Source organism: Micromonospora sp. NPDC007208 (assembly GCF_042869175.1).
Taxonomy (GTDB): domain Bacteria; phylum Actinomycetota; class Actinomycetes; order Mycobacteriales; family Micromonosporaceae; genus Micromonospora; species Micromonospora foliorum.
In genome coordinates, this window is the sequence record NZ_JBIAFG010000005.1 from 239,897 (window position 1) to 255,107 (window position 15,211).

Here is a 15,211-nt window from a genome sequence, read left to right on the forward strand (position 1 = left end):
GCAGCCTGGCCCGCCTGAACTGCGCAGCGGGCCTGGCCCGCCGGTGCGCGGGTCAGCGCGGGTCGATCCGTTCGGCCAGCCCGGGGTAGCGCACCACGTAGCCGCTGTCGTCCAGATCGATGTCGGCGGTGAAGGTGCCGCTGGCAAAGCGCACCCGACCCGGCCCGAGCCCGGTGTAGATCTGCTCGGCCGGCACCACCTCCAGGCCGGGCAGCAGCACCCAGGCGACGGTGATCCGGTGTGCCACGTCGGCCGCCTCGGCCGCCATCCGGAGCCGGTGGACCGGCAGGGTGTTGAACAGCGGCGAACCGCTCAGGTCGACGTCGAGCGCGTCGGCCAGTCGGTCCGGGTCATCCGTGCCGGGCAGACCGGCCCGGGGGTGACCGGCCGCGACCAGGGCCGCGTCCAGGTTGCCCTGCTCGGCGGTGGTCACCCGCCACCGGCCAGTGGCCCGCTCCAGGGTCACCCGGCGCAGCCAGCCGAGCCCCTCGGCCTCGACCTCGACCCGGCTGGTGGCCCAGTCCGGCGTGGTGGTCAGCTGGTAGCGGGCGGTCCACGGGATCGGGTCCACGGCGAGCAGGGTGCCCCGGGCCGCCAACCCGTGGCCGTCGTCGAGCAGCACCTGCTCGCTGCCGGCGGTGTCCGTCCGGGACCAGAAGATCGACTTCGGCATGGTCGGCATGAGCCGGACGTTACGCGACCGGACCGGCATCGGCAGGGCATGCGCGAACGCCGCCGCGAAGCCTGAGCTTCGCGACGGCGTTCGGTGGATCAATCAGTGGGTACGCGCCGCCGGTCGCCCGCCGAAACCGCGCCGATCGTCGCGCGGCCGGTCATCACGGGGCCGGTCGTCGCGCGGCCGGTCGTCCCGGACCCGGCTCTCCGGGCGGAAACCACCCCGAGCGTCCCGGTCGCCGAAGCGCCGCTCACCCTGCGGGCGGTCGCCGAAGCGCCGCTCGCCGGTGGGCCGGTCGCCTCGACCGTCCCGGTCACCGCCCTGCGGCCGGTCGCCGAACCGACGCTCGCCCTGCGGCCGGTCGCCCTGCTGCCGGTCGCCGTAACGACGCTCGCCCTGCGGCCGGTCGCCGTAGCCCCGGTCGCCCTGCGGGCGGTCACCGAAGCGCCGCTCGCCGGTGGGCCGGTCGCCGTAGCCCCGGTCGCCCTGCGGGCGGTCACCGTAGCCGCGCTCGCCCTGCGGGCGGTCGCCGAACCGACGCTCACCGGTCGGCCGGTCGCCGTAGCGGCGCTCGCCCTGCGGGCGGTCGCCGTAGCCCCGGTCACCCTGCGGGCGGTCGCCGTACTGGCGGTCACCCTGCGGGCGGTCACCGAAACGGCGCTCGCCGGCCGGCCGGTCGCCGTAGCGGCGGTCGCCCTGCGGACGGTCGCCGTAGCGGCGCTCGCCACCGGTGCGGTCACCAAACCGGCGCGGGCCCCCGGCCCGGTCGTCGAAACGGCGCGAGCCGCCGGAGCGGTCGCCGTAGCCCCGAGGCTCCGCCTCGACGCGGACCGGAACGCCACTGGGCTCGCGGGCGCCGACCAGCTCGGCCAACGCCGCGTCGCCGACCCGGACCCGGGTCTCGGCCGGCGCGACACCGGCCTTCTCCATCATCGCCAGGGTGGTGCGGCGCTGCTTGGGCAGCACCAGCGTGGCGACCGCGCCCGACTCGCCGGCCCGGGCGGTACGCCCCGCGCGGTGCAGGTAGTCCTTGGGGTCCTTCGGCGGGTCGACGTGCAGCACGAGGGTGACCCCGTCGACGTGGATGCCCCGGGCCGCCACGTCCGTGGCGACCAGCACGTTCATCCGGCCCTCACGGAACTCGGCAAGCGTCTTGGTGCGCATCCGCTGGGTCTTGCCGCCGTGCAGCCCACCGGCGCGTACGCCGACGGCCGCGAGCTGCTCGACCAGCCGGTCCACCCCGAGCTGGGTACGGGCGAAGACCATGGTCCGGCCATCCCGGGCGGCGATCGAGGCCGCCACCGGGAACTTCTCGTGCGGCGGGATCAACAGCATGTGGTGGTCCATGGTGGACACCGAGGCGGTGGACGGCGCGGTGGAGTGGGTGACCGGGTCGGTCATGAACCGCTTGACCAACGCGTCGACGTCACCGTCCAGGGTGGCCGAGAAGAGCAGCCGCTGACCGTTCGCCGGCGTCTTCGCCAGCAGGTCGGTCACCTCGGGCAGGAAGCCCATGTCGGCCATCTGGTCGGCCTCGTCGAGGACCGTGACCTCGACGTCGTCGAGTTGGCAGATGCCCCGCTCGATGAGGTCGCCGAGCCGGCCCGGGGTGGCCACGATGATCTCCACGCCGCGGCGCAGCGCGTCGATCTGACGGTCGTAGGGAACGCCGCCGACGGCGGTCTTGAGGAAGATGCCGACGGACTTGCCCAACGGCACCAGGGCGTCGTTGACCTGCATGGCCAGTTCGCGGGTGGGCACCAGGACCAGGGCGCGCGGACGCATCGGCCGGGCCCGGTTGCGGTTGGCCAGCCGGGCGATCATCGGCAGACCGAAGGCGAGCGTCTTGCCCGAACCGGTCTGCCCGCGGCCCAGCACGTCGCGGCCGGCGAGCGCGTCCGGAACGGTGGCCCGCTGGATCTCGAACGGGCTGGTGATGCCCTGCTGCGCCAGTGCGCGGACCAGCGGGTCGGGCAGGCCGAGGGCGGCGAAGCTGATCGGCTCGGCGGTCTCGGTCGGCTCGGCCTGCGCGGTGGCTACCGGCGCGGCGCCGGCCTCGCTCGGAGCGACGTCGAGCTGCTCCCGGGCGGTGTCGACCGCCGGGACTGAGTTGAAAACGGACGTAACGGTGCTGGGGTCAGCAGAGGTGGTCAACAAAAACCTTTCGAGCGGGGCGCATCTTCGCGATGGCCTGCCGCGGCTGTACCGCCGGATCGCCCGCAAGATCGCCCAGGGGCGCACACCACGCGCGCCGGGTCAGTGATCTCGCCCAGTGTACGGCGGTCTGGCGAAGCCGCCAGCCGGTTGACCGACGGTAGTGGGCGGACTCACCATCGCCGCCGCTCGCTGGCTCACCCGTTGAGCACGCTGCCCACCAGACCGTCCAGAGCGTCGCCGGCCAGCAAGACGACCATGACACTGATCGCCACCAGCAGCCCCAGAGCGGCGGCCAGGACAATCATCACCCGGGTGTTACGGGACCGTTCGGCCGGCGTGTCCGCCCAACCCTGGGCCAGGATGTGCCCGGTCAACGAGCCGGACGTCTCCACCGCGTTGGCGGGTATCGCGATGGTGGTGAAGCCGGCCCCCTCGCCGTTGCCGTAGACGGTGCCGGCCAGGTCGGAGCCGCCGTCGTGCCGCCCACCACGGGCGCCGGCCGCGTCCCGTCCGGGGGAACCAGCCGGTGGGCTGCTCGGCGGTGCGGTCATTCGGGAGTTTCCGGTGCTGTTCCGGGTCGACGAAGGCGCCCCATCGGTGGACGGTGGCCAGCTCGGCAGCGCCGGCGCGGGCACCACCGGCGGCGGGGCAGCTGCCCCGGTCCAACCGGCACCGGACGTCGGGCGGGTCGCCCCGGTGGTGGACGGCCACCCGGCCGGCGGTGCGGAGACCGACGCGCTGGCGCGTACGCCGGGCATGTCGGTCATCGCCGGCGGCGGCGGAAACGGCGGTGCCGGCATCGGGCCGGGCGGGGCCGGTGGAGCCGGCACCGGCGGACCGGGTGGCGGCAGCGGCGGGCTCGGGACGGGCGGCGACGGCGGGCCGGGCATGGGCGGCACCGGCGAGGGCGGTGGGGTGGGCGGGCCCGGTACGGGCGGAACCGGACCGGGCGGCGGCGTGGGCCCGGGGCCCGGCGTCGGCACCGGACCGGGCGGGTACGGACCCGGGGCCGGTGCGGGCTCCGGTTCCGGGGGCGGCGGCTGGGTCGGCCCGGGACCGGGTGGCGTGGGCTCCGGCTCCGGGGTCGACGGCGTCGAGGGCTGGGCCGGCTCCGGCTCGGCGCCCACCGGCGCGGCTCGGTAGACGGCGGGCGTGCGCTCGCGAAGGTCCGGGGTGCCCAGGGCGTCGGCCGTGCCCCGACTGCTGCTCGGAACCGTGGCGCTGGCCCGGGCCGGCGCGGGGGAGTCGGTCCGCTGTGCCGGCAACGACACGTCGGCTGGGCTGGCCGAGCCGGTGGCACGGTAGGTGGTCGCGGTGGCCGGAGCGCTGGCCGGCAGGTCACCGCGGGAAGCCCCGGCGGTCACGACGCTGGCGCGTGCGCGTACCGGTGCGGCGGCCGGGCTCTGGCGCTCGTCGTCGCCGGCGGGTACGTCGTCGTCGGCGTCGGTCGAGGCGTCCGCGGCGACCGCTGCCGTGCCACTGCCGGTCGGGCCGCTGACAGCCGGGACGGCGTCGCTGACAGCCGGGGCGGCGTCGCTGTCAGCGGAGCCGGCGTCCGCCGAGCTGGTGTCGCTGCCTGTCGAGCTGGTGGCAGCCGGGCTGGCGTCGCTGGCGGCCACCGGGTCGGGGGTTTCCGGCCCTGGTGGGCCGGCCTCGTCGACCACGGGGTCGACAGTCTCCGCCGGATCTCTCTGCTCGGCCATTTCCGCCCTCCGCGCCATGCTCGCACCCGAACCCGTGACGTCGAGTCGGATGTGCCTGGTTGTCACGGTGCCACAGATCTTCCCGAGCGGACAGCCGGAGCCGGTCGTGGCGGATCAGCCCGCGGTGCTGGGGCTGCCCGTCGCGCTGCCACTGCCCGTCGCGCTCGTGCTGGCCTTCGGCGTGGTCGTCGGAGACGCGCTGGTCGGCGCGCTGCTCGGTGCCGAGGGCGCTGGCGTCGGGGTGTTGCTCGGGGTCTTCGACGGCGTGGGCGTCGGGCTGGTCGTCAGCGTCGGCGTCGGTGTCGGCGTCGTGGTCTTCGTCGGCGTGGGCGTCGGCTTGGTGGTCTTCGTGGGCGTCGGCGTGGGCGTCGGCTTGGTGGTCTTCGTGGGCGTCGGCGTGGGCTTCGGGGGCGAGACGGGCGGAGTCGGGTTGGTCACTACCGGTGCCGGCACCGCGCCGATCACCCGGGTGGCGGCGTACAGCCGGGACCAGCCGACCACCGAGATCTTGACGACGTCGCCGGTGGTGGGCGCCTGCACCATCTTGCCGTTGCCGATGTACATGCCGACGTGGTGGATCGTCGTCCAGCTACTGCCCGAGGCGAAGAAGAGCAGGTCGCCGGGAAGCAGTGCGCTCTGCGAAACGGTGCGGGAACGGGTGGCGGCGTACTGGTCCCGGGAGACCCGGGGCAGGTCGAAGTAGTCGGCGCCGGGGGACCGGTACGCCGCCCACATCAGGCCGGAGCAGTCGAACTGGTCCGGCCCCTCCTCGGACCACTTGTACGGGTCGCCGAGCTGGGCGAGCGCGTACCGGACCGCGGCCAGTGCCCGCGGGTGCGCGGCCATGCCGCTGATGCTCTGGTTGGAGACGTAGCCGGCGCCGATCTGCTGCTCGGCGGCCTCCTGCTGGCGTTCGATCTCGATCAGCGCGGCGGCGTTGTCCCGGCGCAGCTTGAGCAGGCTCGCCTCGGCGGTGCGGAGCGCCGTCTCACCCGAGGTGAACTCCGCCTCGGCGGCGGCGAGCAGCGCCTTGGCCTCGGTGTGCTTCTGGTAAGCGGCCTGCTCACCGGCGCGGGCCCGGGACAGCTCCCCGGCCACCCCGGTCGTGCCGCCGTCGACCTTCTCGCCACGGGTGATCGCCTGGAGGCGGCTCAGCCCGCGGATGTCCTGGGCGAATTCGCCCGGCGGCAGCGCGGCGGCTGCCTTGACGGCCTCGGCGGCGGCGGTGTCGGCGGTCTGCTGGGCTCGGAGCAGGGCGTCCTGTGCGGTCGCCAGCGCCTTGCCGGCCGCGTCGAGCTGCGCCTGCGCGTCGACGCGTTTCTGCCGGCTCACCAGCAACGCCTCGCCGAGCGCGCCGACCTGGACCTCGCCGGCGGAGATCGCGGCGGCCAGTGGCCCGTTGCCGACGTTGACCACCGGCGGGGCGGGCACGCCGGCGACCGGTGCGCCGCCGGGCAGCTGAAGCGAGCCGGTGACCGCCGGTCGCGAGCCGGTGTCCGGCACCGTGGTCGGCACGCCGGGCTCCGCGTACGCGGGGGTGGCCAGTACGGCTGCGGCGATCGCGCCGAGCAGGGCGGCCCAGAGCTTCGGACGCAGGACCGGCGAGATCACCGGGCTCCGTCGTCGCTGCCGTCGCCCGCGCCCGCTGTAGACCATGCCGCTCCCCGTCCAACCGCTCGTCGCCGCGCTCGGTGGGCGCGACCGTCGGGACGGTACCAGTGTGTGTGTTCCGCCCCACCTTGTTACTACCGCACCTCGCCACTCATGTCGATGCGTTGCCGGGTTACGGGAGGCTGAGAGTCTGGTGAAGTGGGTCGCTGACGGCGACCGTGCCGCCGGACCGGTCGGCGCCGCGACGTACGCTCGATCCGGACCGCAGGTGGAAGGGACGTGCCATGGACGCCGGACTCAAGCGTGAGCTCGAAGCGAAGGTGTACGCCGGTGAGCGGCTGACCCGGGAGGACGGGGTCGCCCTCTACGAGAGCGACGACCTGACCTGGCTGGGGCGGCTGGCGCACCACAAGCGCACCGAGTTGAACGGTGAGCGGGTGATGTTCAACGTCAACCGGCACCTCAACCTGACCAACGTCTGTTCGGCGTCCTGTGCGTACTGCTCGTTCCAGCGCAAGCCGGGCGAGAAGGACGCGTACACGATGCGCATCGACGAGGCGGTCCGCAAGGCCAAGGAGATGGAGGACGAGCAGCTCACCGAGTTGCACATCGTCAACGGCCTGCACCCCACGCTGCCCTGGCGTTACTACCCGAAGGTGCTGCGTGAGCTGAAGGCGGCGCTGCCGAACGTCAAGCTCAAGTGCTTCACGGCGACCGAGGTGCAGTGGTTCGAGAAGATCAGCGGCCTGAGCGCCGACGAGATCCTCGACGAGCTGATGGACGCCGGCCTGGAGTCGCTGACCGGCGGTGGCGCGGAGATCTTCGACTGGGAGGTCCGGCAGCACATCGTCGACCACGCCTGCCACTGGGAGGACTGGTCGCGCATCCATGCCCTGGCCCACAGCAAGGGCATGAAGACCCCGGCGACGATGCTGTACGGCCACATCGAGGAGCCCCGGCACCGCGTCGACCACGTGCTGCGGCTGCGCGAGTTGCAGGACGAGACCGGTGGCTTCGCGGTCTTCATCCCGCTGCGCTACCAGCACGACTTCGTCGACTCGGCGGACGGCAAGATCCGTAACCGGATCCAGGCGCGCACCACGATGGCCTCGCCGGCCGAGTCGCTGAAGACGTTCGCCGTCTCCCGGCTGCTCTTCGACAACGTGCCGCACCTGAAGAACTTCTGGGTGATGCACGGGCTGTCGGTGGCCCAGCTCTCGCTGAACTTCGGCGTGGACGACCTGGACGGTTCCGTCGTCGAATACAAGATCACGCACGACGCCGACTCGTACGGCACCCCGAACACCATGCACCGCGACGACCTGCTGCACCTGATCTGGGACGCCGGCTTCCAGCCGGTCGAGCGGGACACCCGCTACAACGTGGTCCGGGAGTACGACAAGGCCCCGTCGCTGGCCGAGCGGCGCGCCGAGCCGCAGCAGGTCTGGGCCTGAGCCACCACGTACCCTCGCAGTCGATGACCGAGCAACGAGGATCTGAGCAGCAGAGCGGGTTTCCCCGCCGGGACGCCGAGGGCCGCATCCGTACCCTGGGCGATCTGCTCGGGGTGTGCCTGGCCGGCCTGGTCATCGGCGTGCTCGCGTTGGTGCTGTTCGACTGGGCGTTCGCCTCGATCGGCGCCGGCGACTTCGGGCACACCAACGGCTGGCTCGCGGTGATCCTGCCGGCCTGGCTGTTCTGGGACGACTTCCGGGCTTGGGAGTTCGGCGCGGCCCGGGTGGTGGCGGCGGTGGTCGCCGCCGCAGTCGGGGTGTTCGCGGGGTTGCTGATCGCCGGTCTGGGCGCGGGGTTGCCTCCGCTGCTCTCCGGCGCGTTGGCGGCGGGGGCGTTCACCGTGGCGTACGCGGCCCTCTGGTTCCCGGGCGTCCGCTGGCTGGCCCGCCGGACCGGCTGACCACGACCGCCCGCCGGGCGGCTCGACCATTCCGCCGGCAGTGGCGGGCGACGGAGAGAACGGAGTGGTGCGGGTGAGCGCCGCGCTCAAGTACACGCTGGGCCGGATCGGGCTGTTCGTCGCCGTGCTGGCGGGTCTCTGGCTGATCGACATGAACGTGTTCCTGAAGCTGATGCTGGCGTTGGTGTTCTCCGCCGCGCTCTCCTTCTTCCTGCTGCGTGGTTGGCGCGACGAGATGGCCGGGGAGATCGCCGAGGCAGCCGAGCGCCGCCGCACCGAAAAGGAACGCCTCCGCTCCGCCCTAGCCGGCGAAGACCAAACCCCCACCGACCCCACCCCAACCCCCACCCCCGACCCCCCCACCCCCGACACCCAGCGTTGATCATGAAGTTATTGCCACGACACGCCGATCGGCCGGGCAATAACTTCATGATCAACGGCACAGGGTCGGCCGGGCCGGGTCGGTTGGGCCGGTGGGTGGGGTGGGTTACCAGTTGGTGGAGCCGGGGACCTTGGGCCAGGGCTTTGTGGTGGGCTTGATCAGGTACGCGATGCCGCCGGAGCCGCCGGACACACCGCCGCTGGCGTTGGTGCGCTTGGTCCGCAGCCAGATCTGCTCGAACTGCGCGCGCTTGTAGACGTTGCGCACCACGTCGTTGCTGGACGAGGCCGGGTCGTTGACGATCACGTCGCCGTCGGCGGTGAAGCCGACCACCACGAAGAGGTGCCCGGAGGTGCCGTAGTTCGCCCCGTCCAGCTCACTGGCGAGGAAGGACTGACTGGTCACGACGGGGATGCCGGCCGCGATGAAACGCTCCAGCTCGTCCAGCGAGTGCAACCGGGTCACCCGGCCCTCCAGCCCGGGGAAGCTGGCCGCGTACGCGGTGTTGAATGGCCAGTTGCCCGCGCCGTCGTACGCGTAGTCGTAGGTCATCCGGGCGGCGTGGTTGACCGTCGGGTCGGGGTAGGTCGGGTCCACCCAGGAGGTGTCGGCCGCCGAGGGTTTGCGACCCCAGTACTCGACCACCATCTCGGTAGAGGTGGGCGAGCACCACGCCTCGCCGCCGCCGTCGTACTCCGGGTAGTGCCCGGCGTGCACGTTCTGCGAGTAGCGCGGCACCGGAAGCTCCCGGCCCCAGGCGATGTGCCCGGCGCTCGGCGTGACGGTGAACCGGTCCGGCACGGTGGAGCTCATCGCGCCCAGCATGCGGACCACCGGGGCGGCGCTCTGCCCGGGCGCCCGGTACAGGGTCAGTTTGAGCTGGTACGACCGCAGCAGCACCCCGGCGGTGGCGTCGTCGATGCTGAAGGTGTCGGTCCAGATCGTCGAGAAGGGGTCGCCCTGCCGGTTGACGCTGGTCCGCTTGATGTCGGCGTCGCCGGAGGCCCAGCGACCCAGGACGTACCACGGGGTCTGGTCGCCGCTGGTGTAGCTGCCCTGCATCTCCACCTGGATCCAGGTGCCGGCGGGGGTCTCCGCGTTCCAGGAGGCGATCAGCTCGGTGGCGTCGAATCCGACCCGGGTCACCGGCGAGGTCCAGGTGCCGTACTCCCAGGTGCGGGTGACGCCGGTGTGCGGGTCCGCGTACTCGGTGGTGCCGGCCGGGCGGGCCAGGGTGATGCCCGCGCGGGCGCCGGGCACGACGCGGGTGCCGGACCGGCTGCCCCGGTGCCAGTCGGCGGGCCCGGCCCAGTCCTGGAAGGTGATCTGCTCGTCGTGGGCGGGGGCGGGCGGGTGGGCCGCCATCGCGGGCGCGGCGGTGGTGAGCAGGGTGAGCGTGGTGACGCCGGCGAGGGCGGCCGCGCGCAGGCGGGATCTGGCCATGGGGGCTCCGCGGTGTCGAGGGGGCATCGTCGCTGGTCAGTTTTCCGCTTGGAGGGAAGTTTCGCCAGATGTTGACGGATGGAAAATCATTGCCGCCGTGATGATCCGCCTGGGATGGCGAAGGCAGCGAAGGATATTGATATGACCATGTGACAGGTGGTGAAGTGTCCTTCACCGAGCGGGATCTCCCGCCCATCGAGGAGGTAGTCCATGGCCCTCCGCACGCCCAACCCCCTCCGCCGTGTCCTGGTGCTCGCTGTCGTCACCGGGCTGGGCATCGTCACCGTCGCCGCCGGTCCGGTCGCCGCCCGACCGGCACCGGACCGCACCGCCGAGCCGGCCGCCGCCGGCTACCGGGTGCTCGGGCCCCGGACCCTCGCCGACCGCAACGCGGTGGCCCGCACCGGAGCCGCCATCGACTACTCCGAACACGGCGTGCTGCACATCTCGGCCACCGCGGCCGAGGCCACAGCGATCGGCAAGCTCGGCTTCCGGCTGGAACCGCTGGCCCCGCCGCCCAACGCCGAGCGCGGCGCCGACGACTTCGGCGCGCTGGCGTTCCCGCCGGCCGACTCCAACTACCACGACTACGCGGAACTGACCGCCGTCGTGAACCAGGTCGTCGCCGACCATCCGGCGATCGCCCGCAAGATCAGCATCGGTTCGTCGTACGAGGGCCGCGACCTGATGGCGGTGAAGATCTCCGACAACGTCGGCACCGACGAGAACGAGCCGGAGATCCTGTTCAACTCCCAACAGCACGCCCGCGAGCACCTGACCGTCGAGATGGCGATCTACCTGCTCAACCTCTTCACCGACAGCTACGGCAGTGACTCCCGGATCACCAACATCGTCAACGGCCGGGAGCTCTGGATCGTGCCGACGGTCAACCCGGACGGCAGCGAGTACGACATCGCCACCGGCTCGTACCGGTCCTGGCGCAAGAACCGGCAGCCCAACAGCGGCTCGTCCAACGTCGGCACCGACCTGAACCGCAACTGGTCCTACAACTGGGGATGCTGCGGCGGCTCGTCGGGCACCACCTCGTCGGAGACCTACCGGGGGCCGTCGGCGTTCTCCGCGCCCGAGACGCAGGCGCTGCGTAACTTCGTCAACGGCCGGGTGGTCGGCGGTGTGCAGCAGATCAAGGCCAACATCGACTTCCACACGTACTCGGAGCTGGTGCTCTGGCCGTACGGCTACACCACGGCGAACACCGCGACCGGGATGAACGCGGACCAGTACAACACCTTCGCCACCATCGGCCAGCAGATGGCGGCCACCAACAACTACACGCCGGAGCAGTCCAGCGACCTCTACATCACCGACGGGGACAGCCTCGACTGGATGTGGGCCACCCACAACATCTGGGCGTACACCTTCGAGATGTACCCGGGCTCGTCCGGCGGCGGCGGCTTCTACCCGCCCGACGAGGTGATCCCGGCGCAGACCTCGCGCAACCGGGAGGCGGTGCTGATCCTCAGCGAGTACGCCGATTGCCCGTACCGGGCCATCGGCAAGCAGGCGCAGTACTGCGGCGGCGGTGGCGGCACCACTGTCTGGTCGGACACCTTCGAGACCGCCACCGGCTGGACCATCAACCCGGCCGGCACCGACACCGCCACCCTCGGCGCGTTCGAGCGGGGTGCCGCCCAGGCGACCACCTCCTCCGGAGCCAAGCAGCTCACCCCGTACGCCGGATCCAACGACCTGGTCACCGGCCGGCTGGCCGGCTCGGCGGCCGGTGACTACGACCTCGACGGCGGAGTGACCAGCGCCCGGTCCCCGGCGGTGACCCTGCCGTCGTCCGGCACGTTGACCCTCTCGCTCGCCTGGTACCTGGCGCACGGCTCGAACGCCTCGTCGGCGGACTACCTGCGGGTCAGCGTGGTGCACAACGGCGGCACCACAGCGCTGCTCACCCAGGCCGGCGCGGCCAGCAACCGCAACGGAAGTTGGGCGGTCGCGAACCTCAACCTCTCGCCGTACGCCGGCCAGTCGGTCCGCATCCTCGTCGAGGCGGCGGACGCGTCCGGGGCCAGCCTCGTGGAGGCGGCTGTGGACAACGTCACCATCACGTCCTCCTGATCGGGTGGGGCCCCGTCCCGCCCCGGCGGGGCCCCGCCACCCGCTCCGAAACCCCAGGATCTCGGACATATGCCTCCCCGACCCACGTGGTGCGGGTGTCCGAGGTATCGACGCCTGCCGACCGGCCCTTGATCGATCCGGCACGTCCTGGCGGTGCGCTACCGTCTTACCGACCAGTCCGCAGCGAAGCCGGTACGAAACCCGGCGCTGTCCCGCAACTGTGATGCCCCACCGCTCGGTGGGGACGAGCCAGGTCGCCTACGGATCGGTCGCGATACGCGCTCTCGAGGAAGGGCGCCTCGTGGGCGGGCGTACGAAAGTCCCTGTCGGCGAAGCACCACACTCCTCGACCGACAGGAGGCCCCCATGTTCAGACGTACCCCTCGGCTCTTCGCGGCGACCCTCGCGGTCACCGCGCTCGCCCTCGGCGCCTGCGCCGAGAAGACCGACGACCAGCCGAGCGCCGGTACCGCGGCCGCCGCCTACCCGGTCACCGTCGGCGCGCTCACCCTCGACAAGCGTCCCGAGAAGATCGTCGTGCTGTCGCCGACCGCCACCGAGATGCTCTTCGCGATCGGTGCCGGCCCGCAGGTGACCGCCGTCGACGACCAGTCGAACTACCCGGCGGACGCGCCCAAGACCGACCTCTCCGCCTTCCAGCCGAACGCCGAGGCCATCGCCGGTAAGAACCCGGACCTCGTGGTGCTCTCCGACGACCGCAACAAGATCGTCGAACAGCTCGGCAAGCTGAAGATCCCGGTGTACCAGACCCCGGCGGCCACCACGCTCGACGACTCGTACCGGCAGATCACCGAGCTGGGCGCCCTGACCGGGCACGCCGACCAGGCCACCGACGTCGCCACCCGGATGAAGGACGACATCGCCAAGCTGGTCAAGGACCTGCCGCAGCGCGCCGAGAAGCTCACCTACTTCCACGAGCTGGGCCCGGAGCTGTACAGCGCCACCAGCAAGACCTTCATCGGCTCGCTCTACAGCCAGGTCGGCCTGACCAACATCGCCGACCCGGCCGACGCGGACGGCAAGAACTTCGGCTACCCGCAGTTGTCCCAGGAGTTCATCGTCAAGGCCGACCCGGACTTCGTCTTCCTGGCCGACGCCAAGTGCTGTCAGCAGAGCGCCGAGACGGTCAAGGCGCGCAGTGGCTGGGCCGGTCTGACCGCGGTGAAGAACAACCAGGTCGTCGCCCTCGACGACGACGTCGCCTCCCGCTGGGGCCCACGGGTCGTCGACCTGCTCCGGGTCATCATCGACGCGGTCGCCAAGGTGCCCGCGTGACCGTCGTCCGTCGGTGACCGGGCCGCTGTCCGCGGCCCGGCCTGCCAAGCTGCTGTCCGCGGCCCGGCCTGCCGGGCTGCGCAAGCGGTGGCTGGTCGCGGGGTTGTTCGCGGTGCTCGTCGCGCTCGTGGTCGGGGTGTCGCTCGGCCCGGTGAGCCTGCCCCCGGGCAGCGTCGCCGCCGAGCTGCTCAACCTGTTTCCCGGGGTGCACCTCGACAGCGGGCTGACCGAGCGCGAGATCGCCATCGTCACCGAGCTGCGCCTGCCGCGGGTGGTGCTGGGCCTGCTCGTCGGTGGGCTGCTCGCCCTGGCCGGTGGTTGCTACCAGGGCGTGTTCCGCAACCCGCTGGCCGACCCGTACCTGCTCGGGGTGGCCGCAGGCGCCGGCCTCGCGGTCACCGCGGCGATCGCCCTCGGCGGCGCCGGCCGGCAGGGCACGCTCTCCGGGCTGCCGATGACCATTCCGCTGGCTGCGTTCGCCGGTTCGCTGCTCGCCGTGACGATGACCTACGTGCTCGGCGCGGCCGGTGGGCGACGCGGGTCACCGGCGATGCTGATCCTGGCCGGGGTGGCGGTCTCCGCGTTCCTCTCCGCCGGGCAGACGTACCTCCTGCAACGACACGCCGACAGCATCCAGCCGGTCTACTCCTGGCTGCTCGGCCGGCTGGCTACCGCCGGCTGGCACGATGTCCTGCTGGTCCTGCCGTACGCCGCGCTGACCACAGTCGTGGTGCTACTGCACCGCCGTGAGCTGGACGTCCTCGCGGTCGGCGACGACGAGGCGAGAAGTCTGGGCCTGCACCCGCAGCGCACCCGCTACCTGTTGATCGCCGCCGCCTCCCTGGGCACCGCGGCGGCGGTCTCCGCGACCGGGCTGATCGGCTTCGTCGGCATCATCGTGCCGCACACCGTCCGGCTGCTCGCCGGGTCCAGCTACCGGGTGATCCTGCCGATGTCACTGCTGTTCGGCGGCGCGTTCCTGACGCTGACCGACGTGGTGGCCCGGACCGTCGCCGCCCCCTCCGAGCTGCCGATCGGAGTGGTGACCGCCCTGCTGGGTGGCCCGTTCTTCGTCCTCGTACTGCGGACCGCCCGGCGGGTGCTCACGTGAGCCGCGAGCCGGCCGTCGTTGCGTCCGCCGCCGGTGCGCCGGCCGTCGAGGTGCGCGGGCTGCATGTCGCCCTCGGTGGCACGCCGATCCTGACCGGCGTCGACCTCACCGTCGCCGTCGGCGAGTGGGTCACCGTGATCGGCCCGAACGGCGCCGGCAAATCGACCCTGTTGCGCGCCGTCGGCGGCCTGCTGCCCGCGCCGAAGGCGATCACCCTCTTCGGTACGCCGAGTGCCGCACTGCGTCGCCGGGACCGTGCCCGGGTGGTGGCCACGGTGGCACAGTCCCCGGTGGTGCCGCCCGGCATGTCGGTGCTGGACTACGTGCTGCTCGGCCGCACCCCGTACATCCCTGCGCTGGGCCGGGAGTCGACCGCCGACGTGGATGCCGTGCACGAGGTGCTGGGACGGTTGGACCTCACCGGCTTCCACCGTCGCGAGCTGGCCACCCTCTCCGGCGGCGAACGGCAGCGGGTGTTCCTCGCCCGCGCCCTCGCCCAGGGCGCGACGCTGCTGCTGCTCGACGAGCCGACCAGCGCGCTCGACATCGGGCACCAGCAGGACGTGCTCGAACTCGTCGACCAGCTACGCCGCGAGCACGGTCTGACCGTCCTCGCCACGATGCACGACCTCTCCCTGGCCGGTGAGTACGCCGACCGGATGGTGATGCTTGCCGGAGGTCAGGTGGTGGCCGCCGGGACTCCGCCCGAGGTGCTGACCGAGGAACTGCTCGCCACCCACTACCGGGCCAGCGTCCGGGTGGTCCCCGGTGCCCACGGCCCCCTGGTGGTCCCCGTCCGCCCCACCCGACCCTGAGCCCGAGTGGCGCT

The 15,211-nt window shown here is 72.3% G+C and carries 12 protein-coding genes; 7 read left to right on the forward strand and 5 right to left on the reverse strand.

The features are described 5' to 3' along the window. Positions 1–52: 52 nt before the first annotated feature. The 4 genes from ACFYL6_RS12955 to ACFYL6_RS12970 all read right to left on the reverse strand — a co-directional run bounded on the left by ACFYL6_RS12955 (position 53) and on the right by ACFYL6_RS12970 (position 6,192). Positions 53–682 (reverse strand): putative glycolipid-binding domain-containing protein, encoded by a 630-nt coding sequence (locus tag ACFYL6_RS12955; RefSeq protein WP_387170753.1) that lies wholly within the window; start codon positions 680–682, stop codon positions 53–55. A gap of 93 nt (positions 683–775) precedes the next feature. Further along, on the reverse strand, positions 776–2,830 hold the full coding sequence (locus ACFYL6_RS12960; RefSeq protein WP_387170755.1) for a DEAD/DEAH box helicase: 2,055 nt from the start codon (positions 2,828–2,830) through the stop codon (positions 776–778). A gap of 197 nt (positions 2,831–3,027) precedes the next feature. Then, positions 3,028–4,536, reverse strand: a complete 1,509-nt coding sequence (locus ACFYL6_RS12965; RefSeq protein WP_387170757.1) for a hypothetical protein — start codon at positions 4,534–4,536, stop codon at positions 3,028–3,030. A 114-nt stretch (positions 4,537–4,650) separates the two neighbouring features. Continuing rightward, a complete protein-coding gene (locus tag ACFYL6_RS12970; RefSeq protein WP_387170759.1) occupies positions 4,651–6,192 on the reverse strand; it encodes a C40 family peptidase in 1,542 nt (513 codons plus the stop codon). Between the two features lie 239 nt (positions 6,193–6,431). Here ACFYL6_RS12970 and mqnE point away from each other — a divergent pair, with 239 nt between their 5' ends. The 3 genes from mqnE to ACFYL6_RS12985 all read left to right on the forward strand — a co-directional run bounded on the left by mqnE (position 6,432) and on the right by ACFYL6_RS12985 (position 8,444). Further along, complete coding sequence (gene mqnE / locus ACFYL6_RS12975) at positions 6,432–7,601, forward strand: aminofutalosine synthase MqnE (RefSeq protein WP_091395685.1); 1,170 nt, start codon at positions 6,432–6,434, stop codon at positions 7,599–7,601. Positions 7,602–7,624: 23 nt separating this feature from the next. Beyond that, positions 7,625–8,062: a hypothetical protein gene (locus ACFYL6_RS12980; protein ID WP_357188765.1), complete on the forward strand. Its 438-nt coding sequence runs from the start codon at positions 7,625–7,627 to the stop codon at positions 8,060–8,062. A gap of 73 nt (positions 8,063–8,135) precedes the next feature. Further along, the gene (locus ACFYL6_RS12985) at positions 8,136–8,444 is read left to right on the forward strand and encodes a DUF4229 domain-containing protein (RefSeq protein ID WP_387170762.1); all 309 of its coding nucleotides are present in this window, start codon (positions 8,136–8,138) and stop codon (positions 8,442–8,444) included. Positions 8,445–8,549: 105 nt separating this feature from the next. Here the strand turns inward: ACFYL6_RS12985 and ACFYL6_RS12990 are convergent, their stop codons facing one another. Continuing rightward, the gene (locus ACFYL6_RS12990) at positions 8,550–9,887 is read right to left on the reverse strand and encodes a C39 family peptidase (RefSeq protein WP_387170764.1); all 1,338 of its coding nucleotides are present in this window, start codon (positions 9,885–9,887) and stop codon (positions 8,550–8,552) included. 210 nt (positions 9,888–10,097) lie between these two features. On the opposite strand from ACFYL6_RS12990, the gene ACFYL6_RS12995 reads away from it, so the two are divergent. The 4 genes from ACFYL6_RS12995 to ACFYL6_RS13010 all read left to right on the forward strand — a co-directional run bounded on the left by ACFYL6_RS12995 (position 10,098) and on the right by ACFYL6_RS13010 (position 15,197). Further along, positions 10,098–11,975, forward strand: a complete 1,878-nt coding sequence (locus ACFYL6_RS12995) for a M14 family metallopeptidase (RefSeq protein ID WP_387170766.1) — start codon at positions 10,098–10,100, stop codon at positions 11,973–11,975. Between the two features lie 366 nt (positions 11,976–12,341). After that, entirely contained in the window at positions 12,342–13,271 is a 930-nt protein-coding gene (locus ACFYL6_RS13000; RefSeq protein WP_387170768.1) for an ABC transporter substrate-binding protein, read from the forward strand. A 13-nt stretch (positions 13,272–13,284) separates the two neighbouring features. Then, positions 13,285–14,382 (forward strand): FecCD family ABC transporter permease, encoded by a 1,098-nt coding sequence (locus ACFYL6_RS13005; RefSeq protein WP_387170770.1) that lies wholly within the window; start codon positions 13,285–13,287, stop codon positions 14,380–14,382. Then, positions 14,379–15,197, forward strand: a complete 819-nt coding sequence (locus ACFYL6_RS13010; protein ID WP_387170772.1) for an ABC transporter ATP-binding protein — start codon at positions 14,379–14,381, stop codon at positions 15,195–15,197. The genes ACFYL6_RS13005 and ACFYL6_RS13010 overlap by 4 nt, the downstream gene beginning before the upstream one ends. Positions 15,198–15,211: the final 14 nt, after the last annotated feature.

Coding starts and splice junctions, on each gene's coding strand:
- ACFYL6_RS12955 (WP_387170753.1), bottom strand. CDS start 682: ATGCCGACCATGCCGAAGTCGATCTTCTGGTCCCGGACGGACACCGCC.
- ACFYL6_RS12965 (WP_387170757.1), bottom strand. CDS start 4,536: ATGGCCGAGCAGAGAGATCCGGCGGAGACTGTCGACCCCGTGGTCGAC.
- ACFYL6_RS12970 (WP_387170759.1), bottom strand. CDS start 6,192: ATGGTCTACAGCGGGCGCGGGCGACGGCAGCGACGACGGAGCCCGGTG.
- mqnE (WP_091395685.1), top strand. CDS start 6,432: ATGGACGCCGGACTCAAGCGTGAGCTCGAAGCGAAGGTGTACGCCGGT.
- ACFYL6_RS12980 (WP_357188765.1), top strand. CDS start 7,625: ATGACCGAGCAACGAGGATCTGAGCAGCAGAGCGGGTTTCCCCGCCGG.
- ACFYL6_RS12990 (WP_387170764.1), bottom strand. CDS start 9,887: ATGGCCAGATCCCGCCTGCGCGCGGCCGCCCTCGCCGGCGTCACCACG.
- ACFYL6_RS12995 (WP_387170766.1), top strand. CDS start 10,098: ATGGCCCTCCGCACGCCCAACCCCCTCCGCCGTGTCCTGGTGCTCGCT.
- ACFYL6_RS13000 (WP_387170768.1), top strand. CDS start 12,342: ATGTTCAGACGTACCCCTCGGCTCTTCGCGGCGACCCTCGCGGTCACC.